The sequence below is a fragment of the Candidatus Spongiihabitans sp. genome, from assembly GCF_965247905.1.
In the GTDB taxonomy this organism is placed as follows: domain Bacteria; phylum Pseudomonadota; class Gammaproteobacteria; order Arenicellales; family Poriferihabitantaceae; genus Spongiihabitans.
In genome coordinates, this window is the sequence record NZ_OZ252047.1 from 650565 (window position 1) to 677384 (window position 26820).

General features: G+C 53.3%; 28 protein-coding genes and 1 pseudogene. 14 read left to right on the forward strand and 15 right to left on the reverse strand.

Annotation, left to right across the window (positions count from 1 at the left end):
• The 6 genes from ACP158_RS03195 to ACP158_RS03220 all read left to right on the forward strand — a co-directional run bounded on the left by ACP158_RS03195 (window position 1) and on the right by ACP158_RS03220 (window position 6270).
• A complete protein-coding gene (locus ACP158_RS03195; RefSeq protein ID WP_424947538.1) occupies window positions 1–2328 on the forward strand; it encodes a mechanosensitive ion channel family protein in 2328 nt (775 codons plus the stop codon).
• Between the two features lie 280 nt (window positions 2329–2608).
• Complete coding sequence (locus tag ACP158_RS03200) at window positions 2609–2755, forward strand: hypothetical protein (RefSeq protein WP_424947539.1); 147 nt, start codon at window positions 2609–2611, stop codon at window positions 2753–2755.
• Window positions 2756–2958: 203 nt separating this feature from the next.
• Complete coding sequence (locus ACP158_RS03205; protein WP_424947540.1) at window positions 2959–4404, forward strand: porin; 1446 nt, start codon at window positions 2959–2961, stop codon at window positions 4402–4404.
• Between the two features lie 23 nt (window positions 4405–4427).
• Complete coding sequence (locus ACP158_RS03210; protein WP_424947541.1) at window positions 4428–4898, forward strand: hypothetical protein; 471 nt, start codon at window positions 4428–4430, stop codon at window positions 4896–4898.
• 824 nt (window positions 4899–5722) lie between these two features.
• Window positions 5723–5992 (forward strand): hypothetical protein, encoded by a 270-nt coding sequence (locus tag ACP158_RS03215; protein WP_424947542.1) that lies wholly within the window; start codon window positions 5723–5725, stop codon window positions 5990–5992.
• The gene (locus ACP158_RS03220; protein ID WP_424947543.1) at window positions 5989–6270 is read left to right on the forward strand and encodes a hypothetical protein; all 282 of its coding nucleotides are present in this window, start codon (window positions 5989–5991) and stop codon (window positions 6268–6270) included. The genes ACP158_RS03215 and ACP158_RS03220 overlap by 4 nt, the downstream gene beginning before the upstream one ends.
• A gap of 317 nt (window positions 6271–6587) precedes the next feature.
• Here ACP158_RS03220 and ACP158_RS03225 read toward each other — a convergent pair whose 3' ends face one another.
• The 3 genes from ACP158_RS03225 to ACP158_RS03235 form a co-directional block, all read right to left on the reverse strand.
• Window positions 6588–7547 (reverse strand): porin, encoded by a 960-nt coding sequence (locus tag ACP158_RS03225; RefSeq protein ID WP_424947544.1) that lies wholly within the window; start codon window positions 7545–7547, stop codon window positions 6588–6590.
• Between the two features lie 303 nt (window positions 7548–7850).
• The gene (locus ACP158_RS03230; RefSeq protein ID WP_424947545.1) at window positions 7851–8357 is read right to left on the reverse strand and encodes a hypothetical protein; all 507 of its coding nucleotides are present in this window, start codon (window positions 8355–8357) and stop codon (window positions 7851–7853) included.
• Window positions 8358–8629: 272 nt separating this feature from the next.
• Window positions 8630–9190 carry a hypothetical protein gene (locus ACP158_RS03235; protein WP_424947546.1) on the reverse strand — a complete coding sequence of 187 codons (561 nt, stop codon included), beginning with the start codon at window positions 9188–9190 and terminating at the stop codon, window positions 8630–8632.
• A 366-nt stretch (window positions 9191–9556) separates the two neighbouring features.
• On the opposite strand from ACP158_RS03235, the gene ACP158_RS03240 reads away from it, so the two are divergent.
• Window positions 9557–11005, forward strand: coding sequence for a porin (locus ACP158_RS03240; protein ID WP_424947547.1), 1449 nt, complete (start codon window positions 9557–9559; stop codon window positions 11003–11005).
• A gap of 73 nt (window positions 11006–11078) precedes the next feature.
• On the forward strand, window positions 11079–11201 hold the full coding sequence (locus ACP158_RS03245) for a hypothetical protein (RefSeq protein WP_424947548.1): 123 nt from the start codon (window positions 11079–11081) through the stop codon (window positions 11199–11201).
• Window positions 11202–11589: 388 nt separating this feature from the next.
• On the opposite strand, the gene ACP158_RS03250 is transcribed toward ACP158_RS03245, so the two are convergent.
• From ACP158_RS03250 to ACP158_RS03295, 10 genes are all read right to left on the reverse strand, one after another.
• On the reverse strand, window positions 11590–12042 hold the full coding sequence (locus ACP158_RS03250) for a hypothetical protein (protein ID WP_424947549.1): 453 nt from the start codon (window positions 12040–12042) through the stop codon (window positions 11590–11592).
• The gene (locus tag ACP158_RS03255; protein ID WP_424947550.1) at window positions 12023–12289 is read right to left on the reverse strand and encodes a hypothetical protein; all 267 of its coding nucleotides are present in this window, start codon (window positions 12287–12289) and stop codon (window positions 12023–12025) included. The genes ACP158_RS03250 and ACP158_RS03255 overlap by 20 nt, the downstream gene beginning before the upstream one ends.
• Before the next feature lie 868 nt (window positions 12290–13157).
• The gene (nagZ, locus tag ACP158_RS03260) at window positions 13158–14207 is read right to left on the reverse strand and encodes a beta-N-acetylhexosaminidase (protein WP_424947551.1); all 1050 of its coding nucleotides are present in this window, start codon (window positions 14205–14207) and stop codon (window positions 13158–13160) included.
• Window positions 14200–14685: a L,D-transpeptidase family protein gene (locus ACP158_RS03265; protein ID WP_424948388.1), complete on the reverse strand. Its 486-nt coding sequence runs from the start codon at window positions 14683–14685 to the stop codon at window positions 14200–14202. Before ACP158_RS03265 ends, nagZ begins: the two co-directional genes overlap by 8 nt.
• 26 nt (window positions 14686–14711) lie before the next feature.
• A complete protein-coding gene (locus ACP158_RS03270) occupies window positions 14712–15203 on the reverse strand; it encodes a low molecular weight protein-tyrosine-phosphatase (protein ID WP_424947552.1) in 492 nt (163 codons plus the stop codon).
• A 1-nt stretch (window position 15204) separates the two neighbouring features.
• Window positions 15205–17439, reverse strand: a complete 2235-nt coding sequence (locus ACP158_RS03275; protein ID WP_424947553.1) for a RelA/SpoT family protein — start codon at window positions 17437–17439, stop codon at window positions 15205–15207.
• A complete protein-coding gene (gene rpoZ, locus ACP158_RS03280) occupies window positions 17393–17740 on the reverse strand; it encodes a DNA-directed RNA polymerase subunit omega (protein ID WP_424947554.1) in 348 nt (115 codons plus the stop codon). Before rpoZ ends, ACP158_RS03275 begins: the two co-directional genes overlap by 47 nt.
• Before the next feature lie 52 nt (window positions 17741–17792).
• A complete protein-coding gene (gmk, locus tag ACP158_RS03285; protein ID WP_424947555.1) occupies window positions 17793–18371 on the reverse strand; it encodes a guanylate kinase in 579 nt (192 codons plus the stop codon).
• Between the two features lie 25 nt (window positions 18372–18396).
• Window positions 18397–19245, reverse strand: coding sequence for a YiiX/YebB-like N1pC/P60 family cysteine hydrolase (locus ACP158_RS03290; protein WP_424947556.1), 849 nt, complete (start codon window positions 19243–19245; stop codon window positions 18397–18399).
• A 69-nt stretch (window positions 19246–19314) separates the two neighbouring features.
• Window positions 19315–20448 (reverse strand): GNAT family N-acetyltransferase, encoded by a 1134-nt coding sequence (locus tag ACP158_RS03295; RefSeq protein WP_424947557.1) that lies wholly within the window; start codon window positions 20446–20448, stop codon window positions 19315–19317.
• A gap of 336 nt (window positions 20449–20784) precedes the next feature.
• Between ACP158_RS03295 and ACP158_RS03300 the strand changes: the two genes are divergently transcribed.
• Genes ACP158_RS03300 through ACP158_RS03320 form a run of 5 tightly spaced genes read left to right on the forward strand, consistent with a single transcriptional unit; the run spans window position 20785 to window position 24820 of the window.
• Window positions 20785–21705 (forward strand): branched-chain amino acid transaminase, encoded by a 921-nt coding sequence (locus ACP158_RS03300; RefSeq protein WP_424947558.1) that lies wholly within the window; start codon window positions 20785–20787, stop codon window positions 21703–21705.
• Window positions 21698–21955 (forward strand): zinc-finger domain-containing protein, encoded by a 258-nt coding sequence (locus ACP158_RS03305; protein ID WP_424947559.1) that lies wholly within the window; start codon window positions 21698–21700, stop codon window positions 21953–21955. Before ACP158_RS03300 ends, ACP158_RS03305 begins: the two co-directional genes overlap by 8 nt.
• A gap of 45 nt (window positions 21956–22000) precedes the next feature.
• Window positions 22001–23062, forward strand: coding sequence for a glycosyltransferase family 2 protein (locus ACP158_RS03310; protein ID WP_424947560.1), 1062 nt, complete (start codon window positions 22001–22003; stop codon window positions 23060–23062).
• Window positions 23059–23820, forward strand: a complete 762-nt coding sequence (locus ACP158_RS03315) for a Fic family protein (RefSeq protein WP_424947561.1) — start codon at window positions 23059–23061, stop codon at window positions 23818–23820. Before ACP158_RS03310 ends, ACP158_RS03315 begins: the two co-directional genes overlap by 4 nt.
• 49 nt (window positions 23821–23869) lie before the next feature.
• Window positions 23870–24820 (forward strand): glycosyltransferase, encoded by a 951-nt coding sequence (locus ACP158_RS03320; RefSeq protein WP_424947562.1) that lies wholly within the window; start codon window positions 23870–23872, stop codon window positions 24818–24820.
• Between the two features lie 29 nt (window positions 24821–24849).
• Here ACP158_RS03320 and ACP158_RS03325 read toward each other — a convergent pair whose 3' ends face one another.
• Together ACP158_RS03325 and ACP158_RS03330 are read right to left on the reverse strand one after the other, a co-directional pair.
• Window positions 24850–25266, reverse strand: coding sequence for a hypothetical protein (locus ACP158_RS03325; RefSeq protein ID WP_424947563.1), 417 nt, complete (start codon window positions 25264–25266; stop codon window positions 24850–24852).
• Window positions 25263–26156, reverse strand: coding sequence for a ParA family protein (locus tag ACP158_RS03330; RefSeq protein ID WP_424947564.1), 894 nt, complete (start codon window positions 26154–26156; stop codon window positions 25263–25265). Before ACP158_RS03330 ends, ACP158_RS03325 begins: the two co-directional genes overlap by 4 nt.
• 336 nt (window positions 26157–26492) lie before the next feature.
• Between ACP158_RS03330 and ACP158_RS03335 the strand changes: the two are divergent.
• Window positions 26493–26729 (forward strand): annotated as a pseudogene (locus ACP158_RS03335) (hypothetical protein); the annotation flags it as partial.
• Window positions 26730–26820 lie beyond the last annotated feature (91 nt).

The window sequence follows — 26820 nt, forward strand, 5'->3', positions numbered from 1 at the left end:
ATGAATACTGACAACAAGTTAAATCTCCGATTCAGTGCGCTGATCAGGTCGGGAATGGTGATCTTCAGCATCGCGCTGTTGGTGTTCGCGGCGCTGCCAAACTTTGCGCAGGATAGCGGCCAGGCTGACCCACCGGGTGCGGCCGCGCAGATTTCCCGGGAAGAATTGCGCGCGCTGCTGACCGAAATGCTGCTGGGCGATCGAGCGGGCGATCGAGTGCAACTTAATGCCGAACAAACCGGTTCCGGCGAAACCGCCAATAACCATGGCCCGACTGAGAGTGACGATATGCAACAAAGCCAGGCTGCCGTGTTCGGCGACGCGCTGGCGGCGATGGCGCAACAATTCCCCGATTATCCCGAGGCTTTTTCCAGGGCATTTGCAAAGTCGATTAACCCGGCAACCGGCTGGTCCGGTTTTCGTGTGTTCATGGCCCTCGCGGTCACTTTTATCGCCGGGCTGCTGGCCGAGCTGTTCACCACGCGCAAGCTGCTGGCGCGACTCTATGTTTATGTCGAGGGCAAGGAGAAAACCGCTGCGCTGAAGGGCAAGTTCATTGTTATCCGAGTGATTGTCCAGCTCGTTGGCGTGGCCGTGCTGGCCGTGGCGACTTACGCCGTCGCGGCTGTTGCCTTGGCCGACAACCGGTACTTCGAGTTGATGTTCACGGAACTCCTGGCGGCGCTGGTGATGTTCCGGTTGTGGATGATTCTGCTTAGAAACATTTTCTCGCCCTACCGGCCGGAGCTGCGGCCGATTCCGCTGGACGATGATTCTTCACGGCGACTCTACCTTTGGCTTATCGTGTTTTTCGCCATCATCGAGTTTGGCGATGCGCTGTTCCTCTATCTGGCCCCGGCCGGAATGAGCACGGCGCAGCTTAACGGGCTGTTGATTCCGTATACCTTGTCCCTGAACCTGATTGTCCTGAGCCGGATTTGGGTGATGCGCAAAAAAATTACCGGCATGTTTATCGCCGAGGCAAGCGCCAACCAGCAGAATAATTTTGCCCAGGAATTTTTGCATGCCACGTGGCCGTTTGTGTTCACCGCCTGGCTGCTGTCGCTGTGGATGCTTTGGCTTTACAAGGCGTATCTGGGGCAATGGGATGAAGCCCAATATGTCAGCATCAGCTGGTGGATCACGCTGGCGTTCTTCGTCGCCGACCGAATATTTTATGGTCTGGTTAAAAACGTGACCCACATTGAATGGTTGCACGGCATCACCTTCGAGGCGCGCGCCAACCGCTTTATTCGCATCGTGCAAAACGGCTTTCGGCTGCTGATGATCGCCGTGGCCATGTATATGTTCAGCCTGGCGCTGGGCCTGCCGACGGACAGTTTGATGGAGAAAAGCATCGGCAACAAATTTCTGGCTCAGGGCATCAATTTGTTGATCATCGCCACCATTGCCTACATTGTCTGGGAGTTCTTCAATGCCTTGATCGAACGCAGTTTGCCGCAGGAGATGGACGCCATCACCGCGCTTGAGGAAGGCGAGGGCGGCGGCGCCGGGGCGACCCGGGCCGAGACCTTGCTGCCGCTGATGCGCACCTGCCTGACCGTCGCGCTGATCTCGTTTTTAGCGCTTTCGGTGCTGCATTCCCTAGGCATCGCCATCACGCCGTTGCTGGCCGGCGCCGGGGTGGTCGGCATCGCCATCGGCTTCGGCGCGCAGAAACTGGTGCAGGATGTGTTAAGCGGCATTTTCTTTCTTGTGGATGATGCGTTTCGCAAGAGCGAGTACATAGAAATAGAGGATCTGCGCGGCACCGTGGAAAAAATCTCGCTGAGATCGATGCAACTGCGGCATCATTTGGGCGCGGTGCAGACCATTCCCTATGGCGAAATCAAGACCGTTAAAAACCTGAGCCGCGACTGGATTACCATGAAACTGGAGCTGCGCCTTCCCTATGACGCCGATATTGAGCAGATTCGCAAGATCATCAAGCAGGTCGGGCAGACCATGCTTGAGGACGAGGAGCTCGGACCCAGCTTCATCCTGCCGCTGAAGTCGCAGGGGGTGATGCGGGTTGAGGAATCCGCGCTCATCGTGCGCATGAAATTCACCACCAAGCCCGGCGAGCAATGGGTGATCAGGCGCGAAGCCTATCGCAACGTCAGGGACGCTCTGGCCGAGGCGGGAATTTTCTTTGCCCATCGCGAAGTGCGGGTTCGATTGCCTGATGACCAACCTGCCAAAGAATTAACCGACAATAAACCGGCTGCAAATGAAACATTGTCCAAGGCCGCTGCGGCCGCGGCTGGCAGCATTATCGCTGCAGAAGCCGAAAAAAAGGGCAAGATCGATCATAGCGACGACATGTAGGTTGCGGCTGTCCGCCGAGCGCCGCGAGTCCATAGGGCGCGTATCAGGGATGATGCGCACAACCTAGTCAATCATTCGTTCCCCGCTTCCGCGAGGACAGGCTCCGCGCAGCGGGACGCCGCACCACACGCCCAAGGCGTACGCCAACCTCGCCGCCGCTGGAGGTTTCACTGGATTATCGGGTCAAGCCCGATAATGACGGGATAATATAAGAACCGTCATTCCAACGAAATTTGGAATCCAGTCAACCATACGTCTCGCGTAGCGGGACACGACCGCCATGGACGGCGGAAGTGCAAATAATGTCGGGAACAATTATTTGCCGACCGCCATGGACGGCGGAAGTGTCGATACCGTATGGAACGAGTATCGACCATGCCATCCGTGGCAATATTGCCGGGAGCAAAAATCTGCCGAAACCGCATAATGTCAGCGGCCGCCGCCATCTCGGTGAAAGTAGGGATAGGTCGCGACCTGTCCCTGCTGAATAATTCGGTGCGGGGCGTTGCGTCGCCGTCGCTTCCGGCCCTTGCCGCCACCTGACCAGGTCGCGTTTTAAAGCATCGGCTCAGCCGTTTTCGCCTGTTCGCAAACCAGTCCTCGGCAAATGCACTAACAGAGGACTATTTCATGAACAAGAAACTAATCGCGGCGATTGCCGCAACAACTATGGCGGGGGCTATCGGATTTGCGTCGGTTGCTTCTGCTGAAGCGACTTTTTATGGCCGGGTGGTCGCCGGGGCTATTTATGTCGACGGAGACGAAAAAGACGACGACGGGGCTTGGAACCTCGGCGGTGTTGGTCACGACGGTGGCGGTGCACCCGGTAGCCGTTTCGGCTTCAAGGGCTCAACCGATCTCGGTAACGGCATGGAAGCGGGCTTTAAGATTGAACGAAGCATCGGCAAAGACGCTACCGGTCAACGGCACAATCACGCTTACCTCAGCGGCGGTTGGGGCAAACTGACCCTTGGCCAGCAGAGCAACCCGTATATGAACGCCCGCAACTGGGATCAAACCAACTTCTACGGCGGCAACTTTGGCGAGTCTTATCGTCACGAAGGGATTGGTTACTCCTTGAATACCGGCGGGTTCTCGCTCAACATCCTGGCAACCGCCAATAACAGCGGGATGAGCGGGGACACGGGGACGCAGAGCGTTGGTGTTGTGCCTGCTAGTGATGATTATTCGCCCGGGATTGATACCGGTGTTAGGGTAATAAGCACGCTTGATGGTGCTGCTGTTAACGCCGCAACTGGGGTGGTTACTGGATTCGCCAATGACGCTACTCAATACGGAACAGACACTCCCTTTACTGACCAAGAAGCATGGCTTCGTTCTACTCTGGCTGTTGCTGATCCCCACGATTTGGACAGCGCAGTCACAATACTGACCTCGGATATTACCCAAGTTGGCCTCAAAGGGGTGGAAGGCAAAGCAGCCAAAGTCGCTGTGGACGATGACGACGGCATTGACGGCTTGATTGTTCATGTTGGCTACGACTTCGGTGTTGTCCAATTGAATGTTGCTCATCACTTGACCAACCGTGATGTGGAGTTGCCCGCGCAAGCGGCATTTGCCCCAACGGCGTATGTTGATGTTGCTGCTGCAACGCCGGCTGAAGAGATCGTACGGGATCGTGAAACAGCCACCTATCAAGACCAAGCCAACCGCAACGCTGGTGGGGTTGATGGCGCCGCTTCACGCGACCGCACGGCGATTGGCATTAACGGCTCAGCCGGCCCGGTAGATTGGTATCTGGCTTACAATACAACCGAGCAGAACACCAACAACTACGAAAATGATATTAATTCTGTCGGTGGTTTCCTCGGCTTCAATGTAAGCGAGACGGATATTCTCTACGCCTACCATGTTTCGCACAAAGCCGACCGCCCGACTTACGATGCCGATGGGGATGTCACGCTCGGCGAAGACTACACCGAGACCATCGTTGGCTATTCGCATCGTTTCGGTCCAGGCGTGAAGTTCATCGCAGAATATGCCAAATTTGACAAGGACTTGGCGAAAGACGGCGAGCCCAACAAAATCTTCCTGGGAATCAAATACGATTTCTAATCCAAACCGCAAACCAAAATGGCTTGGATTGCCAAGCCCAATTAAAAAGCCGGAGCAATGCTCCGGCTTTTTTTGGTCTGGTGGATATGAATGTCGCGGCTAACGCCAAACTACTAAAAGTGTACGGCGAGGGCACTGACGAAAACGGCCACAGCGCCGATAGCGTCGACAATCATAGTCCCGAGGATAATAATCATGGATTTTTTGGCGTCTTCCAAGTCAGCCTTGGCGGTATTGCGGTGATATTCCATGTCAACCCGAACGGCTTTGAATTCAGCCTTGGTGGCTACCTGGTCGCTAATGGCGGTGCTGATGATGGTTACCACAACTTCGGCCAGTTTCTCATCGGCTCCTGCGCCCTCAAGGTCTTTGATGCCGCGCCGTTCGATGCGAGAATGACGGCACGGACGCGGCGGCAATACTCATCAACCGTCATTATCGGGCTTGACCCGATAATCCAGTCAAACACAAGCGGCGACAGCCGCACCACTTAGGAATAACGGCGAGTCCGACACACCTTGGGCTTATGGCGTTGGCAGATTTTTGCTCCCAGCAATATTGCCACGGATGGCATGTATGCCGCGGGCGCGGGACGCGCAAGAGCGGCAATCCGCACTTCCACCGTCCTTGGCGGTCGTGTCCCGCTGCGCGGAGCCTGTCCTCGCGGAAGCGGGGAACGAATAATTGACTGGATTCCTGCTTCCGCAGGAATGACGACGGGGTGTGAAGGGCGGGAATGACGGAGTGGGGTGCGGGAATGACGGCCTAACGCCACCCGGCCCGTCATTATCGGGCTTGACCCGATAATCCAGTCAAACACAAGCGGCGAAGCCGCACCACATTAAGAATAACGGCGAGTCCGGCACACACCTTGGGCTTATGGCGTTGGCAGATTTTTGCTCCCAGCAATATTGCCACGGATGGCATGTATGCCGCGGGCGCGGGACGCGCAAGAGCGGCAATCCGCACTTCCACCATCCCTGGCGGTCGTGTCCCGCCGCGCGGGCTTGCCCTCGTGAAAACGGGGAGCGCGTATTTAACTGGATTCCAACCCCTGTTTTCACAGGGGTGACGTTCTTTCGTTGGAATGACGACGGCGATGATGTCGACCGCCATCTCCTCGGCATGCGCGTGGATTTCTAAGGTTGATGGCTAAGGCGGTTGATTCCTAACTGCCTCCAACCTTCCACAACAGAGGCATCCTCACCGACGCCTCTTTTTTGCGCTTGTTTCGCGGGGCATTTTTTCCCGTCGCCATCCTTGACATCTGGTTATAATCATCGGATATTATTGAATCAACAACAATATGGGGGACGACATGGCCATTCATGCCATTGTTTTACAGAGTGAGAACGACGAGGTAAGCAGCCGAATCACGGCGCATTACCCCAATGTTTACGCCATAAACGACAAGTGCTTTTTGGTGCGCAGTGATGATGTTTCCGAAAAAGTGGCGGAAAAAGCAGGACTCAAAGGCGATGAACAAATTGAAGGGGCGTCCGGCGTAGTTCTCAAATTGAATGGAACTTATGCGGGATTCGCCCCGTCTTCAGTTTGGGAATGGCTTGCGATGGAGGATGTAAAATGAATCAACCCGGCGACAATATCGTTCCCTTGAAGTCGGTTGTCGACCCGCCGGTTCCGGCCAGCCCGGGCGGTGGCGGTGGGGACGGTCGGTTGGCGGCCATTGAAACGCGCCTGTCCGCGCTGGAGGTGCATGTGACTTATCTTGCCACCAAAGAAGATATTCAGGCCATACACACGACTATTCAGAGCACAAGCAATCAGACATTGAAATGGCTGATTGGCGTTTTGCTCTCGTCGATGATTGCCATAGCAGTAGCAACGTTAAAGATCTTAGCATAACCGCGTTTCAATTCCACAACAGAGGCATCTTCGGATGCCTCTTTTTTCGCCCGAGCACCACCCGCCACCATCGCGCAATGTCGCGGCTTCGCCGCTTGTGTTTGACTGGATTATCGGGTCAAGCCCGATAATGACGGGGTGGGGAGATGGAATCCAGGCCAGGCCGCCTCTCCGTCGTCATTCCAACGAAAGAACGTCACCCCTGTGAAAACAGGGGTTGGAATCCAGTTAAATATGCGTTCCCCGTTTTCACGAGGGTGGAGGGCGAAAAAAGCCGGGGCGAAGCCCCGGCTTTTTAATGGGTGTAGCGATGAGGATTAGAAATCCACTTTCAACACCAAAGCCAGAACTTGCGGTTCATCGCCAGCGTTCTTCGTGCCCACATCCTTATCAACCGTCAGATACTCTGTGATGAAAGTGACGCCGGGGCCGATGCTGTGCGAGTAACCCAGCACGGTCTCGGTGGGACTTGCGCCATCATCTTTGTCGTGATTAACATGATAGAGGTATAGGGTGTCATTGTCGGACAAGCCTAAACTCACGAATCCGCCGAGGGAATCCATATCGTTATCACCCACATTGTCGGTGGCGTTCTGGTAGGTGAGATACCAACCAAAGTCACCCGCCGAACCGTTGACGCCGATGGCGGTATTGTCCATGCCCACATCGTCGGTGCGAGTGTTGTGCGCCAAATTCACGGCAACCGCACCAAGGTCAAAACTGGTCGCCGCGATCCATCGGTCCACGCCGCTTTTTCCTGCGCCATCATTGCCCGTCGCCATGATTGTGAATTGGAACGGCCCGCTGAGGCTGCTTGAGTACTTGACGCCTTCAATACGGCTGCCGCCGTCATCGGAACCGATTTGACCGCCCATGAAATAGGTCTGATCCCAGTTGCGGGCGCTGCGATACGGGTTGCCTTGCTGACCGAGGGTCAGTTTGCCCCAACCACCGCCAACCCAAACATTGGTGTGACGGACGCTAAGGGTAGAACCCACACCACGTTCCAGATGCAAGCCAGCGGACGAGCCGTTGCCGAGGTCGGTGGAAGCTTTGATGCCAATACGGCTGTAAAGCCCTTGACCACCCACGCTGCCGTCGTTGCCTGTTGCGCCGAGGTCCCAGTTGCTGCCGTCGCCCGCGTCAACGTCGCTATAAACCGCGCCTGCTCGGAGGCTGCCGTACCAGTTGAATTCGGCGGCGGCCGCAACCGACGCAAATCCGATAGCCCCCGCCATAGTTGTTGCGGCAATCGCCGCGATTAGTTTCTTGTTCATGAAATAGTCCTCTGTTAGTGCATTAATAGATAAATTAAATTTAATTTAAGATTTGCATCGCGATAATTTGCTATTGCAGGGGCGAGTATACGGCTAATTATCGGCATTGCAAGCGTTTTTACCCTTTTTTTTGCATAAATATTAAAAAAAGTTAATTTTTGGGGCGGATTGGGGGGTTTAGGGGGTTGTGGGGGGGATCGCGCAAAGGATTATGGTTTTGGCAAATAATTGTTCCCGACATTATTTGCACTTCCGCCATCCCTGGCGGTCGGATGCGCAAGAGCGACCCTTGGTGGTCGCCAACTAAAACAGTTTCATGATGGCGATGATGAGGCCGCCGACAGCGACCATCATCGCGCCGAGCCGAATCGTCATGCGCAGTTCGCTGCTTTTAATCTCGTCCTTCATGCGCAGTTCGCTGCTTTTAATCTCGCCCTTGATGCCCTTTATCTCGGCATTGATGATCTTTATCTCGGCATTGATGCGCAGTTCGCTACTTTTAATCTCGCCCTTCATGCGCAGTTCGCTGCTTTTAATCTCGCCCTTGATGCCCTTTATCTCGGCATTGATGATCTTTATCTCGGCATTGATGCGCAGTTCGCTACTTTTAATCTCGCCCTTGATGACCTTTATCTCGGCCTTGATGATCTTTATCTCGGCTATAACATCCTGTATATCCATCTTGGTTGCCACGCTCTCGCCTAAGGCCGTCCCGATGGTAGTGACCACGGCTTCAGCCAGCGCCTCGTCGGCGCCGGCTTGCTGCAGGTTTTTCACGGCTTGGTGGGTGTCGAATGCGAGTGCGGTCATTGGTCGATTCATTGTGATAGTCCTTTATGTGAGTAATTGAATGCCGAGTACACCACTTTTTGGCGGCGGATGCAATAGCGATGATTGCGGGATGGAAAAACCGCCATCATCGGCGTCATCATCGCGGCCGCGATTTCACCGCCACCATTCCGCCGCCGCGGTCTGGCTTGGGTTAATGCTCTTACGGTTTTGTGGGGGTCAAACGACAGGGAACTCATCGCGGATGCTTGCTTGTCAATTCTCGGCTGCGGCAGTAAAACATTTTCGCGCCGTCATCGCGCTGGGGTGCGGGCGTCCAGCAGTTTGGTCAGGTTGGCTTCGGGGTCCAGCGGCGAGCGCAGCAGTTGTTGCAGGCGTTCAATTCGACTCTGGGCGTTGCCGTCGATGCTGATGTCTGGTAACGCCAGCACCTCCTGCATGACTTTGATGTTCAACTCGTGGCCAAGTTCGAGTTTGACTTTAACGCTGGCCGAAGCGTGCCGGCCGCGCCAGGCAAATGCGAATGCCACATCGGCTTGATAGCGCGGGCGAATTAGAGCGGGCATCCTGCCCTTGACGATTTCGCCGACGTATTTGTAGCCGCCGGTTGATTGCCCTGGCGAGTCCGTGAAGGTCGGCTCGCGCGCGCCTTTTACCCCATCGCCGTTTATTAACATGCGGTCGAGCAACTCGCGTAGGCGATGAAAATCTGCGCTGACGGATTGCTTCAAAGTCGCGGCGTCCATCGCGCTCTGCTCGCTGCCGTCGCCCGGCAGGAACACGAAGTCAGTGCTGAACAGTCCGCCCGCTTTGCCGGTGGTGCTGAAATAATAACTAAACTCTTTTATATGCATCGTTCGTCCGCTGTTTTCGCGGTGGCACGCACGACGAGAGGATTCGTTGGCGGCGGCGATCGGCTTTAACGGCGGCTTCGGTCATTCTGTGCCGCCTGAATTAATGGGTGTGTCATAGCGCAAGTTTATTCATTGCGCGGTTTTAGTCAAGGTTTTCAACCGAGCGGCGGCGGCTGACATTATGCGGTGAAAGTAGGGATAGGTCGCGACCTGTCCCTACTGAATAATTCGGTGAGGGGCGTTGCACCGCCGTCGCTTCCGGCTCTTGCCACCACCTGACCAGACCGCGTTTTAAGGCATCGGCTCAGCCGTTTTCGCCTGTTCGCAAACCAGTCCTCGGCAAATGCACTAACAGAGGACTATTTCATGAACAAGAAACTACTCGCAGCCGCGGTCTCCGCCGCGGTGATGGCGCCGCACGCGGAAGCAACCATTTATGGCAATATCACTAACGCCATACATATCAACTCGCCGGACGATGGCGACAACTCGACCAACATCGACACTCTCGGCTCGCGGCTTGGCGTCAAATACTCCGGCGACCTCGGCAACGGCCTGACCGTTAGCGGCAAATATGAAGTCAAAGCCAACACCGATGACAGCAGCGGAAGTTTTGGCGATGTCCGCGTCGCCACCGTCGGCATCTCCGGCGGCTTTGGCAGCATCAACATCGGGCAGCAATGGAGCGCCTACTTCAACACCTTCGGCACGCTGGTCAGCCCGACTTACACGGTCGGTCACGCCGCATCCCCCGGCATCTTCCGCACAGCCGATACCATCAAGTATGCCAACTCGTTCGGCCCGGTTTCTATGGAACTGGATTACCGCATCAACGAAGGCAATGGTAGCGATGAGCAAGACAAAGGCGGTTACGGTGTAGGTTTCTCTTTCGCACCGGTGGATAACCTGACTATCGCAGTTGCATTTGACCGTGCGGAGAATAGTGGTGACAATGGTGATGCGATTGATAAAATATTGGGAATGGATGAACGGTTGGCAAGTGTTGCAACCCTTGGAGCAGAAGTCCACACCCTTGGTATTGCTGGTATAACTCAAAGTACTAAACCGGCTGCTTGGAAAACCGCGACTGATACTGCTAAGACGAGAGCAGACGAAGCCGTAACTGCCGCACAAACAACACTGGCTACTGCACGAACGGCTTACACCACTGCTGATAGCGACTCTCGGTTAATGTATGGCGTTACAGGTCTTACGTCCGCGCAGGTCGGAGCCCATAATACAGCATCAGCCGCTCGAGAAGCTGCCGCAACCACAGTAACTAACGCAGAGACAGCTCTCGATGAGAGAATTTCAGATCAAGAAGAAACTACTGCCGATGTCGCGGAAGTCGCACGTTTGACTGGTATTTATAATAGTGGTGGTGCTAATGAAGCAGACAGAGATTCTGCTTTCGCTACTGCGGTTGTTAAAGAGGGCGATATACCAACAAGGGAAACCGTAGCCGAGACTGCCATTCCCGCCACCCTCGCCGACAAAATCCACACCGGCATCTCCGCAACCTACGATTTCGGTGCGGTGAAAGTCGCGTTTGGCTTGCAAAATATCGAAGAAGGCGATAAGGAAGAAATTGATGGTCAAGTGTTGCTTCTGTCTGGCAGTATCACCGAAAAAACCAGTTGGTTACTTGGGTTTGCTGAATCGGAACAGGGCGATGTGGAACAATCGTCCACCAACTGGGGGCTGTATCATTCCCTCGGTGGCGGCGTAACTTTGGGTTATGAAGCGTTAAGCATTGATAAAGATGACGATAGCGGTGGCGACACACACTACCTGTTCATGCGCATCAACTTCTAAACCCCTCCAACCTTCCCGGTGGCGGCGCAAACCGCCGCCGGGCCTTATTAACCAACCACACAAGGAAACAATCATGGCTTGCAGAATTGGCATGACCACCAACCCGGGCGAAAGAAAACGCTATTGGGAAGGCCAACACCCGACCTTGAGAAACTGGCGAATTTTATCCCGCCACAGAACCAGATCGGTAGCGTAAGCCGCTGAAACCCGGTTAGCAACGGAACAAAGTTGCCCGTCGGGTCAAGGCGGGGATGGTTCTGAAAACGCGGATTGGCGCGTGTATAAATTTGACTACTAACCCATCGTTTCAATTCCAAAAAAAGAGGCATCCTCGGATGCCTCTTTTTTTGCGCCCGCACCACTTAGGAATAACGGCCCGGGCGGCATGAAGTTGTATTACGAAGCCACCAGCGTGGACAGCGAAAACGCAGGCTACGACGGCGACCGCCACTCCTCGGCATGCGCGTGGATTTCTAAGGTTGATGGCTAAGGCGGTTGATTCCTAACTGCCTCCAACCTTCCACAACAGAGGCATCCTCGGATGCCGCTTTTTTTTGGGTAGGTCGTCCATGATGCGCATCCGGTCAAAACGAAAAACTGAAAGTGCCGTTGCCCTCTACTTTGAGCGAGCCGGTTGAGATCACATCCATGCCGAGGAGCACGTCAAAGCCGCCGCTGGAATTGAACTCGACACCTTCAATGTCCTTGTTCAGAAACGAAAGTGGGCTACTCAACAAACTCTTATCATCAATGACTTTGATCGCGCCATCCAAAAATAAACCGACCCTGAACAGGTATTCATTGTGCTTTTGCTCCCCGGCTACGCCATGCACCCGCACCATCCCCGAAGGTGACAAACTCATTTTCGCGGCAGCCGCAGAAGTTATACCTGTTTTCTGCGCGCCAGTGTCCAGCAACGCTTTGAATCGCGGGATGGGTGATTGCGGGGTGACCGTCTGCCAATCAAAATCAATGGCGACCACCATCACATCCAAAAATATCTGGGAGTTGTTGTGGCTACCCCAGATGCAAGGCATGCGAGTATGCGCCTAAATCAATCGGCCGCGGGTCCACCTTTTGAATAGAAAACAGGCCGTCGTCATAAAGTTGTGTGCCCGTCGTTAGCGCGTCGCGTGCGGTGTCGTAGATGGAAATAATCTCCTCGTGCCGCAACAACGCGTATCGCCCGAAATCCCCGTCGGTCAAAGAGGGGAGAACAGACTCGAAATAAGCAAAGTTTTTCTCAATCTCTTGCTGTTTGCTGCCATTAGGTTTAGCTTTCATTAGATCTCCTCACTGATTTGGTCGTGGTGTAAACGCTGACTTGAGCACGGTAAATATACTGCAGTTATAAATAAATAACAACGATAAGTAAATATACCATACGCGGTGATGGTCATCACGGCGAGTCCGACACACCTTGGGCTTATGGCGTTGGCAGATTTTTGCTCCCAGCAAAATCTGCACTTCCGCCATCCTTGGCGGTCGTGTCCCGCTACGCGGAGCCTGTCCTCGCGGAAGCGGGGAACGAATAATTGACTGGATTCCTGCTTCCGCAGGAATGACGACGGAGTGTGAAGGGCGGGAATGATGGGGTGGGGTGCGGGAATGACGGCCTAACGCTCCCCACCGTCATTATCGGGCTTGACCCGATAATCCAGTGAAACACTCAGCGGCGACAGCCGCTGACAATGCGCGGCGGCGACAACAATGGCTTGTTTGGCGGCAACCGACTAAAAGCCTCCGGTCTAAAGTAAATAGCGTAAAAGAAACAATGGCTTGCCTAAGGTTCTGGCTGGCGTCATGATGGTTTCAGATATTGCCTTGGCTGGCTGCTCTTGAATGCTGGGGCGGCTTCTGACCGCAAAACTTTAGAGTGCTGATTGGTATAGGGTGTTCGTATTTCGGCTTGCTTGGTGCATAACCGCATTGAAAGGATAACGATGGATATATTATCTACTGTCGTTTTACTGATTGTTGTTGGTGTCCTTGTGTCTATTGCATACGGCGCGTCTCACCAAAAATAAGCCGCAAAACCGCTAACAAAAACATCGCGGCTGTCGCCGAGCGTGGTTGACTGGATTATCGGGTTGAGCCCGACAATGACGGCGGCAGAGCGCAGTCGTTTGCGATGCCCGCAAAAACCGCAGGGTTAGGCGGAATTCATTGCCATCAGCGCTACTTGGTCTTTCAACTTCGCAATCTCTGTTTCAGTGATTCGATCGGTCGATTTAGCGCGCATTGCCAGTAGCCGCGGTTGATTCGCGGCCCAGGACTTGCCCAGTTCATCAGCCACCCGCGCCGCGCTCTTGGGGTCGTTGCAGATCAACGCCATATCGCAGCCGGCTTGTAATGCGCGCTTTGTTTGGTCCACGACATCCACGCTATCCAAGGCATCCACGGCATTTCCAGCGACCTGGGCGCCTTTCATCGACAGATCATCGCTGAAGATAAGCCCGCTAAAACCAATTTCCTGACGAAGTATTTGCTGCAGCCAGAACGCCGAAAAGGTCGGCGCATCGATATTGATGCGCGGAAATTGAATATGCGCGGTCATGACGCCGCCGAGTTGGGCCGCCAGTTTTTTGTAAGGCACTAAATCGCATTCAGCGATTTGATCCAATGATCGATCATCAACCGGCAATGTAAAATGAGAATCCGCGGTGACGCCGCCATGGCCCGGAAAATGTTTTCCGGTGGCCGCCATGCCGGCGTCGCTCATGCCGTCGATGAACGCGCCGGCCAAGACCGCGACAATCTCAGGCTGTTCATGGAAGCCACGGTCGCCAATCGCCTTGCTGTTTAAATTCGCGCAATCCAGCACCGGCGAGAAACTGAAATCCACCCCAACTTGTATCAACTCCGTTGCCATCACACAACCGGCTGCGCGGCAAAGGGGGAGGGCTGACTCCGGGTCTTGCTCATAGGCTTGGCCGAATCGATACGCCGCCGGCAGGGCAAAAAACTCGTGCTTGAATCTTTGCACCCGGCCGCCTTCCTGGTCGACCGCGATCAGCAGCGACGGATTGCGAATGGATTTTATGGCATCGATGAGCTGGGCGGCCTGCGCTTTGCTGCGGTAGTTGCGCGCGAATAAAATCACCCCGCCGATTGCCGGTTGGGATAAAAACGCAGTTTCATCGGCACTAAGTTGCGCGCTGCCGACATCCACCATCAGCGGTCCCAGCGGCAGATCAGGCATGGATGGTTACGCTGGTGCCGACTGTGACCATGTCGTACAGCGCCAGCAAATCCCGATTTCTCATTCTGATGCACCCGGACGAGCCGGGCTTTCCTAACGCCACATCGTCCGGCGCGCCGTGAATATAAATATAGCGGCGCATGGTATCGACGCGCCCGAGCCGGTTGAAGCCCGGTTGGCAGCCGCTTAGCCATAGAATCCGGGTCAGTATCCAGTCGCGGTCGGGGTGCATTTCGCGCATGCCCGGCTGGTAGACGCCGCACGCGCGGCGGCCGATGAAGATGGTGTTGATCGGTTGCCCGCCGCCGATCTTGGCGCGGATGATATGCGCGCCCCTGGGCGTGCAGCCGCTGCCATCGACTTCTCCGGGGCCATTGGCCGCGGTGGAAACCGGATAGGTTTTGCGACTGCCAGCCCGGCCGGCATCGCCGTTGAGGACGCACAGCGTTTGGTTGGCGAGGTTGATTCGCAACCGGATGCCCCGGCTGACCTGGATGACCTGGCTCATGATCGTTGCCGCGGGCTCTGTGCCAGCAATTGATCGAGCAGCCCGCAGCAGGCCTCTTCAATCAAATCCAAGGCCCGCTCAAATCCATGGTCTCCGCCGTAATAGGGATCCGGCACTTCAAGGCTATCTGGACAGTCTGCGTATTCCAACAGCAGCCGAACCTTGCGCCGATGCGAATCATCCGCTAACTCCAATAGCCGCGATTGGTTGTCATTATCCATCGCGATGATGGTGTCGTAATACTGCGTGTCGGCGACGCAAACCTGCCGCGCGCGGATTGCCGAAAGGTCGATGTCGCGCGCACGGGCGGCTTGCTGCGCGCGCGCATCCGCGGGGCGGTCGATGTGCCAGCCGCCGGTGCCGGCGGAATCAATTTCAAACCGACTAGCAACGCCGCGCTGCTCCACCAGTTTGCGGAACACGCCTTCCGCGCTCGGCGAACGGCAGATGTTTCCCATACAGACAAACAATATTCGATGCGCGTTCATGTCATCCCCGAGTCAGTTTTATGACCGAAGGCTCGGCATGCAACTGACGCAGGATGGCGGCCAGATGCTTGCGGTTGGCGACTTCAATGATGAAACGCATGTTGGCGGTATGCCGCAGTTCCTGTTCAACGGTGAGGTTGTTGATGTTGGAATTGTGTTCGGCGATGATGTTGCTGATAGTGGCCAGAACGCCGGGCTCATTTTGGGTTTCAACATCAAGCACAACCTGGAAATTTCCTTTGGTGGCGGCCGACCAACTCAGGTGAAAGTAGTTGTCCGGCTGGCGCATGATGACCTTGCAATTCTTGCAGTTGGATTGATGCACCACCAAACCGCGGCCGCTGGTAGTGGTGCCGATGATGTTGTCCCCAGGAATGGGATGGCAGCAACTGGCGTAAGTGATTAACAACCGCTCGGTGCCTTCAATGGTTAAAATAGGTTGTTTTTGGTCGTTTGCCACAAACTGATTTTGCGGCTGATTTTGCGGCTGATTTTGCGGCCGATGTTGCTGTTGCGCCGCGGATTCGGCGATCAACTGCTTGGCGACTAAAGTGGGCAAGCGCTTGCCGAATCCAATGTCGATCAATAATCTTTCCCAGCCGTCCAAGCCAAGATGCTCAAGCAGGTTGGCCTTATCGGCGCTCGGGATGCGTACTTTGCGATAGCCCTGGTTGCTCAATGCGCCACGCAACAGTTTTCGCCCCAAGCGCAAGGACTCGCGGCCTTTTTGCTGGCGCAGGTAATGGCGGATGGAGGCGCGCGCTTTCGAGGTGACCGCATAGTCGAGCCATTGCGGAATTGGCCGGGCTTGGCGCGAGGTTTTCACTTCGACATGATCGCCGTTGGATAATTTCTCATGCAGCGGCACGGCGGCCTGGTTGATTAGCGCGCCGATGCAATGGTCGCCCACGCCGGAATGCACCGAGTAAGCGAAATCCAGCGCGGTGGCGCCGCGCGGCAATCTTTTGATGTCGCCTTTTGGGGTGAATACATAGACTTCGTCAGGAAACAGGTCGGCTTTCAGGTGCTCGAGATAATCGCCCGAATCACTGGACATGTGCTGGGATTCCAAAAAGCTGTTCAGCCATTGCTGCGCCAGTTGCTGGGGCGCATGCTCGCCCGTGGTTTCGGTTTTGTATAACCAGTGGGAGGCCACGCCTTGTTCCGCGGCGCGGTGCATTGATTGGCTGCGTATTTGCACCTCAACCGGCTGGCCATAGGGCCCGACCACAACGGTGTGTAGCGATTGATAGCCGTTAATTTTTGGGATGGCGATATAGTCCTTGAAGCTTTCCGGGCGCGGCTTGTAGAGTTGGTGAATAACGCCAAGGGCTTGATAGCAATGCGGGCGTTTTTCCGTGATGATTCTGATGGCGTTAATATCCTTTACTTCCTTGAGCGAAAGTCGCTTTTGCCGCATCTTGCGATAGATGCTGAAAATATTTTTCTCGCGGCCATAGACCTCCGCGGTCAAGCCATTCAGCGCCAGTTTATCCCGAATATTTTCGCATGCCTGATTAACCACCGGCTTGCGACTGCGCTTTGCAGCCTTGACCTTTTTCTCGATCGCGCGGTAACGTTTCGGGTATAAGTTAATCAGGCTCAAGTCTTCGAGTTTTTGACTCAGTTCACGCATGCCTAAGCGGTTGGCGATGGGCGCGTATATTTCCAGGGTCTGCCTGGCGATGCGGCGTTTGCGCACATCGTCCAATGAATCCAGGGTGTGCATATTGTGCAAGCGGTCGGCCAGCTTGATGATGATGACGCGGATGTCCTTGGCCATGGCCATGAACATCTTGCGGAACGACTCGGCTTCGGCATGCTTGCGCGATTCCAGTTGACTGACCTTGCTCACCCCATCAACCAAAACCGCGACATCATCGCCGAAGCGCGCGCCGATCTGCTCCAGGGTAATGCCGGTATCCTCGACCACATCGTGCAGAATCGCGGCGATGATGGTGCGGCTGTCCATGCGCATCTCGCCGAGGATTTGCGCCACCGCAATGGGGTGGTGGATATAGGCTTCGCCGCTGAGGCGTTTCTGGCCCTTATGGGCGTCCGCGCCATACAGCGTGGCTTGGTAGATATCGGCGACCGCGGCTTCGTCCAGATAGCTTTCCAGAACCCGGCTCAGCGCGCTGAACCGGCTTGCATGATCTGGAACCGCTTTCCCCAGCGCTTCCAGCAGTTCACTCAGGCGTGTTTTCCACCGCTTTGCCAGGGCGATCTTGCTCACTTTCAGTGTCCTCCAACATGGCCTGTCTGATCGCTTCCTCCACCGCGGCATCGTCCATTTCGATCACATCGCCGTCGCCGAAGTCAAGGCCGGGCAAAGTGACTTCCTGGTCGAGAATGGAAGGGCCGATCAACCCTTCGGCTATTTCGCGCAGGGCGATCACGGTGGGCTTATCCTTTTCAGCTTCAACCAGCGGCTCTGCGCCGAGGATAAGTTGCCGCGCGCGCTTGGTCGCAACCAAGACTAATTCAAATCGATTGTCCACGTTCTGCAAACAATCGGTAACGGTTATACGTGCCATTGGTTTAATTTAACCCTTATATCAAATGTTAATGTTGCCGGTTCAAGCTACTTTAAGCGGATTCCTGAAGCGCGGATTCAAGACCATTCAAGACCGATTCAAGTTCAGCCAAAGCGCGGTCAAAATGATCATTGATGATAATCGCGTCAAATTCATCTTTATGACTCATTTCATTATTCGCTGCCTGCATCCGCCGGGCGATGACGCGGTCGCTATCCTGCTTGCGCCGGCGCAAGCGTTGTTCCAGCGCCTCCATCGACGGCGGCATCACAAAAACGGACTTGGCGGCGGGATACTTTTTGCGCACATTTTCGGCCCCTTGCCAGTCAATGTCCAGAATAGCATGTTTGCCGTGTAAAATCAGTTTTTCTATGGCGGCAATGGAGGTGCCATAGTAGTGATCGAAAACCGTCGCGCACTCAATAAACTGGCCCTCGGCAATCATTGCCTTGAATGTTGGCTGGTCAACGAAATGGTAGTGAACCCCATGCTCTTCCCCCGGGCGCTGCCCGCGAGTGGTGTGGGAGACGGTAATTTCAGCATCGTCCCGCGACCCGGCCAAGGCCCGGGCCAAACTGGTTTTGCCGCCGCCAGAGGGCGCGGAAAGAATCAATATGCCTGCGGATGACATGGTCTGTTTACGGCGTGGATTATTATTAGCGCGGATCCATGAAAGTCAAGGAACGATAATCGAAGCCATGCTCGATGGTCGGCTTGATGATCTTGAAAAAGGGCGACACATCAAAGTCGCGCGGCGTGAACAAACTGTGGTGGCGAATATGGTAAATTTCCTTGACGCTGTAATGATAGGAGGAGACTTTCGTTATCTTTTCGATCAGCGGCAGAATCGGATAGTGAATGGATTGAAAGGATTCGGCGATCAAACTTGAGCATATTGCGCGCGATGGCTCGCCACTGCCGAGGGCGATCAGCTGGCGGCGGAATCTTACCGGCACCGGCGGGGTGGCGCAAAGATACCGCAGCAGGTCAAAAATATGCTTCAGGTCATATTGCAAACCCAAACTCCTTACCATGAAGTCCACGGCGGTTTCGCGGTCTGCGTCCGACAGCCCGACCGGGCGGCAAATACGGATATTGAAATTGCGGTACTTTGACAATGGAGACGCGATCACCCCTTCGTCCAACAGCGCCTCGATCAATGGCGCCGCTTCCCCGGATTCGGTGAATTTATTGGTCGCCGGCCCGGCATAGAAGGCGGCATGCGACCAGGTGGATTGAGTCAGGTATTTTATGGCAGTGCTGATGCGGGTGTTGCCGTCCACAAGCAGGATGTCTCCGGGCTGCATGACTTTTTCCAGCAACGGAATTTCATAAGTGGAAAAAGGCTGGTAGTTTGGAATGGGTTGGCTCAAATAGCGCGCCAGCCGCGTTCCGAGTTTGAGCCGCAAAGCGCCGGACAGGGTTAATGCGACAACCGCCGCCACGATGGCGCTAACGAGCACCGCAATCAGCGCGACCAATATTTTGAAAACCAGCAAAGCCATTGCCTGAAGATGCGTAAAAAAATGCGTAAAAAAATGAGTGCCAAAAAATGAGCGCCAAAATAATGAGAGTTAGTCATCGCGATTATAGGGCGAGTGCGCGCTTACCGCGTCGATATAGCGTTGCACCCCGGATTGTTCACGCTCAACAAATTGTGCAATCGCCCGGGTAAACGGGCTTTGTGCCATCCAGTGCAATGACTGCGTGCGCGTGGGCGCAAATCCCCGGGCGATTTTGTGTTCCCCTTGCGCGCCGGGATCAAAACGCTGTAAGCCTTTTTCAATGCAAAGCTCGATACCCTGATAATAGCAGACCTCAAAGTGCAGGCTGTCGATATAATGCTCAGCGCCCCAATGCCGCCCATACAGCGTGGCGTCGTCGCAGTACATCAACGCGCCAGCGACGCAATGCCGGTCGCGCGCCGCCAACACCAGTTGAATTTGGTCGGGCATGGCGCGAGCGACCTCCATAAAAAAGGCCTGATTGAAAGCCGGCATGCCGTATTTTCGATCATAAATTTTTTGATACAAGGCGGTAAAATCATGCCAGTCGTCCGCGCTGGCCGTATGCCCATCCAGTCTGCGAATTTTCACCCCGGCGTCGGCAACCTTGCGCCGTTCCTGTTTAATGTTTTTGCGTTTTTTAGATTTTAGCCGACCTAAAAAATCCTCGAAGCAAGTGTAGCCCTGATTGTACCAGTGAAACTGACAGTCGTTTCTTGAAATCGCCTGCTGCTGATTTAAAATCGCGAAGTCTTTGGTCGCAGGGAAAAGACTGTGTATGCCGCTATAGTTGCCTTCATTGACCAACGTATTGACTGCCGCCACCAACAAACGCGCCGTTTCTTTATCATTTTCACTGTTTAACAATATCCGTTGGCCGCTGGCAGGCGTAAACGGAATGGCATTGACCAGTTTTGGGTAGTATTCGACACCATAGCGTTGGTAGGCATCGGCCCAGGCATGATCAAAAACGAATTCCCCCCATGAATTGTGTTTTTCATAGAGCGGCATGGCCCCCATTATTTGATTGTTTTTCGAATAGACCAGATGCCGGGGAATCCACCCCACATGCGCACCAACACAACTAAATTTTTCCAAAGCGCGCAAAAAGGCATGTTGCAGAAACGGGTAGTTTCCGCTAATCAACGCATTCCACTCGGCAACGGGGATGGCATCCATGCTCGAATGGACCTCAATATTCACGGTGTTTGGGTTGGCACGCATAGCAAGGATATTATACTCAGCCCGCAGAAGGCATAAAGCCGGAACGAGCCCTAAATCCCCTACGCCCCGACCCACGGTTGGTTGATACGGCAACAAGACTTTTGGTTGACAATGGAGCGAATGTGATTTATTTAGTATTTTCAACAATCTGGTCGAGGGCCGCTATGGCCACTTTTGTAGGACTGGCAAAAACAGTTACCCAAGAATAATTTGACCAAATATAATCAGGCTACGTAAAATCAGGCAGGTAAAATCAGGCAGGTAAAATCAGGCAGGTAAAATCAGGCAATCGTTAAATTTGTGGAGATAATCAAAATGTCGTTCAGTGATCGTGATGGTGTAATCTGGTTTGATGGGGAATTGGTTCCCTGGCGCGAAGCCAAGGTGCATGTCCTGACCCACACCCTGCATTATGGTATGGGGGTATTCGAAGGCGTGCGTGCCTATAAAGCGCAACAAGGCACCGCTATTTTTCGATTGGCCGAACATACCCAGCGATTGTTTCGTTCGGCGCATATTCTGGGCATGAAAATCCCATTCGATGCCGATACGGTTTTCCAGGCTCAGATTGACTCGATTAAACAAAATAATCTGGAATCAGGATATTTACGGCCGATGGCGTTCTACGGCTCCGAAGGCATGGGCCTGCGCGCCGACAATTTGAAAGTGCATCTCATCATTGCCGCATGGCATTGGGGCGCCTATTTGGGTGACGATAATCTTGCAAATGGCATCCGCGTGCGCGTCTCTTCTTATGCTCGGCACCACGTGAACACCAGTATGTGCCGGGCTAAAGCGAATGGTCATTACATTAATTCCATGCTAGCTTTGCGGGAGGCCATTGAAACCGGCTACGACGAAGCCCTGTTGCTCGACACCAACGGTTTCGTCATGGAAGGCAGCGGCGAAAATATTTTTATCATTCGCGACGGCGTGGTGTTTACCCCAGACCTGACCTCGGCATTGGATGGCATCACCCGCAAGACCGTCGCGCAAATTATTGCCGATGAAGGGTTGCAACTGGTGGAAAAACGCATCACCCGAGATGAAATTTATATTTGTGATGAAGCCTTCTTTACCGGCACCGCCGCTGAGGTGACGCCAATTCGAGAATTGGATAATCGTCAAATTGGCACTGGCGGCCGCGGCCCAATAACGGAAAAAATTCAAAGTCGTTTCTTCGATGCGGTGCATGGCCGCATACCGGAATACGAAGCCTGGCTGACCTATGTCTGAGAATAAAAAACCGAACGTCCCCGACAAGTTTTCGCGCGCGCCGGCCTCGTTGGAGGCGGACACGCCGAATGTCAATCAGCGGGTTGAAGTCAGCGCCGATGATCTACCGCTGCACTGTCCCATGCCCGGCAAACGCCTGTGGGATTCCCATCCAAAAGTGTATCTGCCCATTGAAGACGGCGGCAAACAAACCTGCCCCTACTGCGGCACCCGCTACATTCTCATCGGTGAGGCGAATTCGCCCCACTGAGCCCCAGCCGGGAACAGATTCTTGAACGAAGCACAAACAGCCCCCGTGACAAAACCCGCGGTCAGCGTGATCATGGCGGCATACAACGCCGAGGCGTACCTGCACGCCGCCGTGGAAAGCATCCTCAACCAGAGTTTTACCGATCTGGAATTGATCGTGGTGAATGACGGTTCGACCGATGCCACCGCCGATATATTAACGGAATATGCGGAGCGGGATGCTCGCGTAACTATCATCCATCAAGACAACGCGGGGTCGGCTGCCGCGCGCAATGCGGCAATCGCCAGATGCCGCGGCGACTTCATTGCGATTATGGACGGTGATGACATTGCGCATCCCGGACGACTGGAACAACAGGTTGTTTTTCTCACCCAAAATCCCGAATACGCCGCGGTTTCGTGTCGTTGCGAATTGATTGACGAATCCGGTGCGCACATAAAAACACAACGCGCACGCACTCCCGCGCAGGAAGCAGGGGTGCCGCTGGAAGAGTTGTTGCGACTGCCGCCCGGCCCGATACTGGTCAACCAGACCGCGATGATTCGGATGTCATCACTGGACGACACGGGCGCAACTTATCGTCCGTGGTTTCGTGGTTTTTTGGAGGACTTTGATCTCTCGTTGCGCGTGGCGGAAAAACACCGCATCGCGCATCTCAACGCACCGCCGTTGTGTCAATATCGCCAATACCCCGAAGGGTCTGCAAATAACATGAGCCAAAATCAGGTTTTGTTCTGGCATTATTGGTGCGCGGCTGTGTTGTCGGCGCATTGCCGTCGTCAGGGGGTCGCCGACCCGATTGATCATGCGACCGCCGCGGATTCGCCCCCGTGCGACTTGCTTCCTGCGCTCAAAACCTTGCCTCATCCAATCAAGGCGGCCTGCATGAAAAGCGCGCGCCACTGGTGCAGACGCTCGCTACGCAACGGAATGAGCCACGCCGCCGAGCAAATCATCGACGGGTTGACTACCCTTGCCACCGACAAACACGACCGGCGAGCATTGAAAAAAGTGCTACGCGGCGTGCTTTTTTACGCACTACGCGCCGGGCAATGGCGTTACGCGATGAAAGTGGCGCATCAATTGGCGGTGCCGCTAAAACAATGATTGAGTACAATAAACTCGACCAGTTGAAACTGAAACTGGATTCTTTTCGACCGCTTCCGCCCGAGGTGGTTGGCAACCTGCACGCAGATTTTACATTGCGCTGGACCTATCATTCCAATGCCATCGAGGGCAACAGCCTCACCTTAATGGAAACCAAGGTTGTATTGGAAGGCATTACCATTGGCGGCAAGACCCTGCGCGAGCATCTCGAAGTTGTCAACCACCATGCGGCGATTTCGTTGATGGAGAAAATCGTCAAGAAAAATCAATCATTAACGGAAACAGATATAAAAGCCATTCACCAGATGGTTTTAAAAGAAATCGATAATGCAAATGCAGGCGTGTATCGATCGGTTAATGTCATTATTGGGGGCGCTCGACATTTCCCGCCGGCGCACGAACAAGTGCCTGTAAAAATGGCGCAATTTATTGAATGGTATCAAAGCGCGGCGCATGAACTCCATCCAATCGAAAGAGCGGCGCGGGTGCATGCGGATTTTGTGAAAATGCATCCATTTATTGACGGCAATGGCAGAACTTCTCGGTTGTTGATGAATCTTGAACTGATGAAAAGCGGTTTCCCGCCGGTGATTATTCCTGTTGAAAAACGCCTTGAATATTATGATGCGCTTGATTTGTCCTGCACTGAAAATAATTACAGCGCTTTTGTGAAGATGGTTGCGGATGCGGCCGAGCAGGCGTTCGAACCCTATTGGTATGCGTTGAACATAAAACCGGACAAAGGCGTTGCGCGATGAAAGTGGCGCATCAACTGCAGCGGCTACCAAAACAATGCGGGCAAACCGCATGAAAATCACCATGGTTGCCCCGGGTGTCTATCCCATTCCTCCGCAAGGCTATGGCGGAATTGAATTGGTGATATGGAATCTCAGAAAAGCACTCATAGGCGAAGGACATCATGTCAACATCGTCAATCTGATGGGTGGCGGAAACAGCATCGCCAAACGCTGGAACATTGTGCGGGCGATTAACGCCAGTTGCCCCGATGTCGTGCATATACATGCTTCCAAATACTTCAACCTTGCGCGTTTTCTACGCGGTGCCAATATCCTGTTTTCGGATCATAGCCCGGGCGTTTCTTTTGAGGAATACAAATATCACCGCCGCGCAAAAGTAAAGGGCGCACATACTCTTTGTTTTTCCGAAAAAATCAAGGAATTTTATGCGGCGGTTGGTATCGGTCGCGATTTTTTGCATGTAATCCCAAATGGAGTGGCGGTTGCTGAATTTTCATTCACCGAACAACCGAAATATCCCGACCGCTCCATTTGCCTCGGCGTGGTCAGCAAACGCAAACGGCAATACGCCATTGCCGATTTGCCGAACATTGACTTTGCCGGCCCAGTAAATGAACCGGTGGATTTTCTGGACGGTGCGTATCAAGGCGAATGGTCGCGACAACAAGTGTGTCGAAATCTTACCGAATACGCCAACAAAGTGTTGCTAACCGAAGCGGAGGCGCATAACGTTGCTTGTATGGAATCTCTGGCGAGTGGTCTGGGGCTGGTAATTTCACAAAATGCCGCTGACAATCTGGACACATCATTACCGTTTATTGATGTGGTGCCGGATGACAAAATCCACGACCGTGAATTTGTCGCCCGCATCATCGCGAAAAATCGCGCCAAATCGCTGCCATTGCGAAAGGAAATACGCGAATACGCCAAAAGAAACTTCGACACCGAACATGTGGTAAAAACGAAATACTTGCCGTTGCTTTTGTCTATCGTTTTATAATTTTTGAATTCAATCGGGGAAACCGAAACCTACAAACTCGAACCGTTTCGACCGTCGGCGATTCTTTGGAACATTCCGATGTCGGCGATTTCTCTTGCTGCAAAGTCCGTGAGATTGTGCTTTGCATGATATTTCGGCACAATATCAAAGGAAGAAAGGATGCCAAGCAACTCGGATTTTGATACTTTTTTGTCGGTAAAGTATGCCTTGAGTTCCGGATATTTCATGGCTTGCAATTCTTCGTTTGTTTTATCCACGACATGCGATTTTGTCTGAACCAAAGCATCAATGATTTCGCTTCTTTTGTTTTTGCTGTTGACCGGAATTTTGTAGCGCATTGCTAAATCAACCAGATCTCGAACCGTAAGATTACTGTGCTCCAACCCTGAAGTCGCGCCATTCGGTCCAAGCCAATGTATTAAGTTGTCTATGTCGATTGTATTCATGGGCACACCTCACAAAATTCCTTGGTTAATTTGCGAAATTGCTGTGATTGCTTGGTCGCATTTTGGCCGGGTAAATCATACACAGGTTTACGTTCCGATGCCGCCTGACGCAACCCGTCTCCTTCTGTAATATACGCCTTAAACACATATTTTACAGTTTTACGCAATTTGGCAAATTCCACTGATTCCGACCATTTTAAATCACCCCCATATTCGCGGGTCATCATGCCGATTGAGCCGGAAAATTTCGTGTTAGTGTATTTAATTTTTGATTTCTGCTCAAGATGGTCATTAACCTGCTTTACATCTCTGTTTACATCTTTTATCGCCCCGGTTACAGTTGGGACGCCAACCGCCGATTGACGGTCTAATTTAACCGGTGAGACGCAATAATCACAAGAAAAAATCACGGATCGCAACAAATCTGATGTTTCGGGATGGGTGTCAATTAATATGTAATCATAGTGCTGTTTCAATGGTTCCAGCACATAGTCAATTACTTGCAGATGGCACATAAGAGAAACATTATTTTCATGAATGTTATTAGTTCCTGGTAACTTACTATGGGTTACCTGTGCAAGATTTTTATCGCTACAAATTACATCGATGCCATCCCGCCACTTACGAATATCAACTTTTGGCGACCGCTCTACCGCACCGTAAAGTTGTTGAAATTTATGGAACAGCGTAATTCCGGACGTTTCAGCCTCTCCAAAGTTTTCTATCCAATCGGGGAAAAACCGGCCGGTGATGCCACCCCTTTGGTAATCGGCATCCACAACCAACACGCGTTTCTCATGATATTTTTGCAAAGCAACAGCGATGTGATAACATGCCGTGGTTTTTCCGGTACCACCTTTTTCACTAATAAATCCGACAACCCTTGCCATTTTCCTTACTTTCCCACGAGTTAAAAGAGGTATACATATTCCCTGAATTTGCGCCCGATGTCAATGGCGCTCGGGTGGGTTTCTTACTGCTCCCGAGCCATCAATATAGAGCAAATACATTTGAGTGAGATGGTTAGTCCATTTGCCGCCCAATCAAAATGAGGGCAAAAAAACGCAGCCGGGTGGGCCACCTGGACCCAGCGAACCTTGTTACCAAAGCCCTCCCAACCGCGAAGTACGAATATATGCCTTTTCCCCGGGTTGTCAAGCGTAAAAAATAATTCAAATATGGGTCAAAATGCTGTAAAAACGGCATAAAATATTATGATTTTCAGTATGTTGCCAACCATTCAATCGCTATGGATCGGAGCCGACTTGTCCAATGTGGAGAAGTTGTGCGTGCAATCGTTTTTGGACCATGGACATGAATTCCATTTATATACTTACGGAAACATCGGCGGAATACCGCAAGGCGCGATAATCAAGGACGCGAATGAAATCTTGCCGCAGAGCGAAATATTTCAAAACCGCCGCGGCGGCGTCGCCGCTTTCAGTGATTGGTTCCGCTACGCGCTATTGCATAAGCGCGGAGGCTTTTGGGTGGATATGGATGTGGTTTGCGTCAAACCGTTTTCCTTTGACTCGGATATTGTGTTTGCGGGGG

Excerpts from the sequence above, each read along its gene's own strand:
- nagZ (WP_424947551.1), bottom strand. The coding sequence starts at position 14,207 with ATGCCTGATCTGCCGCTGGGACCGCTGATGGTGGATGTCGGCAGCGCG.
- ACP158_RS03245 (WP_424947548.1), top strand. The coding sequence starts at position 11,079 with ATGGCTTGCAGAATTGGCATGACCACCAACCCGGGCGAAAGAAAACGC.
- ACP158_RS03195 (WP_424947538.1), top strand. The coding sequence starts at position 1 with ATGAATACTGACAACAAGTTAAATCTCCGATTCAGTGCGCTGATCAGG.
- ACP158_RS03250 (WP_424947549.1), bottom strand. The coding sequence starts at position 12,042 with ATGCCTTGCATCTGGGGTAGCCACAACAACTCCCAGATATTTTTGGAT.
- ACP158_RS03230 (WP_424947545.1), bottom strand. The coding sequence starts at position 8,357 with ATGACCGCACTCGCATTCGACACCCACCAAGCCGTGAAAAACCTGCAG.
- ACP158_RS03200 (WP_424947539.1), top strand. The coding sequence starts at position 2,609 with ATGGACGGCGGAAGTGCAAATAATGTCGGGAACAATTATTTGCCGACC.
- ACP158_RS03320 (WP_424947562.1), top strand. The coding sequence starts at position 23,870 with ATGAAAATCACCATGGTTGCCCCGGGTGTCTATCCCATTCCTCCGCAA.
- ACP158_RS03215 (WP_424947542.1), top strand. The coding sequence starts at position 5,723 with ATGGCCATTCATGCCATTGTTTTACAGAGTGAGAACGACGAGGTAAGC.
- ACP158_RS03240 (WP_424947547.1), top strand. The coding sequence starts at position 9,557 with ATGAACAAGAAACTACTCGCAGCCGCGGTCTCCGCCGCGGTGATGGCG.
- rpoZ (WP_424947554.1), bottom strand. The coding sequence starts at position 17,740 with ATGGCACGTATAACCGTTACCGATTGTTTGCAGAACGTGGACAATCGA.
- ACP158_RS03330 (WP_424947564.1), bottom strand. The coding sequence starts at position 26,156 with ATGGCAAGGGTTGTCGGATTTATTAGTGAAAAAGGTGGTACCGGAAAA.
- ACP158_RS03270 (WP_424947552.1), bottom strand. The coding sequence starts at position 15,203 with ATGAACGCGCATCGAATATTGTTTGTCTGTATGGGAAACATCTGCCGT.
- ACP158_RS03325 (WP_424947563.1), bottom strand. The coding sequence starts at position 25,266 with ATGAATACAATCGACATAGACAACTTAATACATTGGCTTGGACCGAAT.
- ACP158_RS03290 (WP_424947556.1), bottom strand. The coding sequence starts at position 19,245 with ATGGCTTTGCTGGTTTTCAAAATATTGGTCGCGCTGATTGCGGTGCTC.
- ACP158_RS03305 (WP_424947559.1), top strand. The coding sequence starts at position 21,698 with ATGTCTGAGAATAAAAAACCGAACGTCCCCGACAAGTTTTCGCGCGCG.
- ACP158_RS03255 (WP_424947550.1), bottom strand. The coding sequence starts at position 12,289 with ATGAAAGCTAAACCTAATGGCAGCAAACAGCAAGAGATTGAGAAAAAC.
- ACP158_RS03205 (WP_424947540.1), top strand. The coding sequence starts at position 2,959 with ATGAACAAGAAACTAATCGCGGCGATTGCCGCAACAACTATGGCGGGG.
- ACP158_RS03315 (WP_424947561.1), top strand. The coding sequence starts at position 23,059 with ATGATTGAGTACAATAAACTCGACCAGTTGAAACTGAAACTGGATTCT.
- ACP158_RS03235 (WP_424947546.1), bottom strand. The coding sequence starts at position 9,190 with ATGCATATAAAAGAGTTTAGTTATTATTTCAGCACCACCGGCAAAGCG.
- ACP158_RS03225 (WP_424947544.1), bottom strand. The coding sequence starts at position 7,547 with ATGAACAAGAAACTAATCGCGGCGATTGCCGCAACAACTATGGCGGGG.
- ACP158_RS03220 (WP_424947543.1), top strand. The coding sequence starts at position 5,989 with ATGAATCAACCCGGCGACAATATCGTTCCCTTGAAGTCGGTTGTCGAC.
- gmk (WP_424947555.1), bottom strand. The coding sequence starts at position 18,371 with ATGTCATCCGCAGGCATATTGATTCTTTCCGCGCCCTCTGGCGGCGGC.
- ACP158_RS03300 (WP_424947558.1), top strand. The coding sequence starts at position 20,785 with ATGTCGTTCAGTGATCGTGATGGTGTAATCTGGTTTGATGGGGAATTG.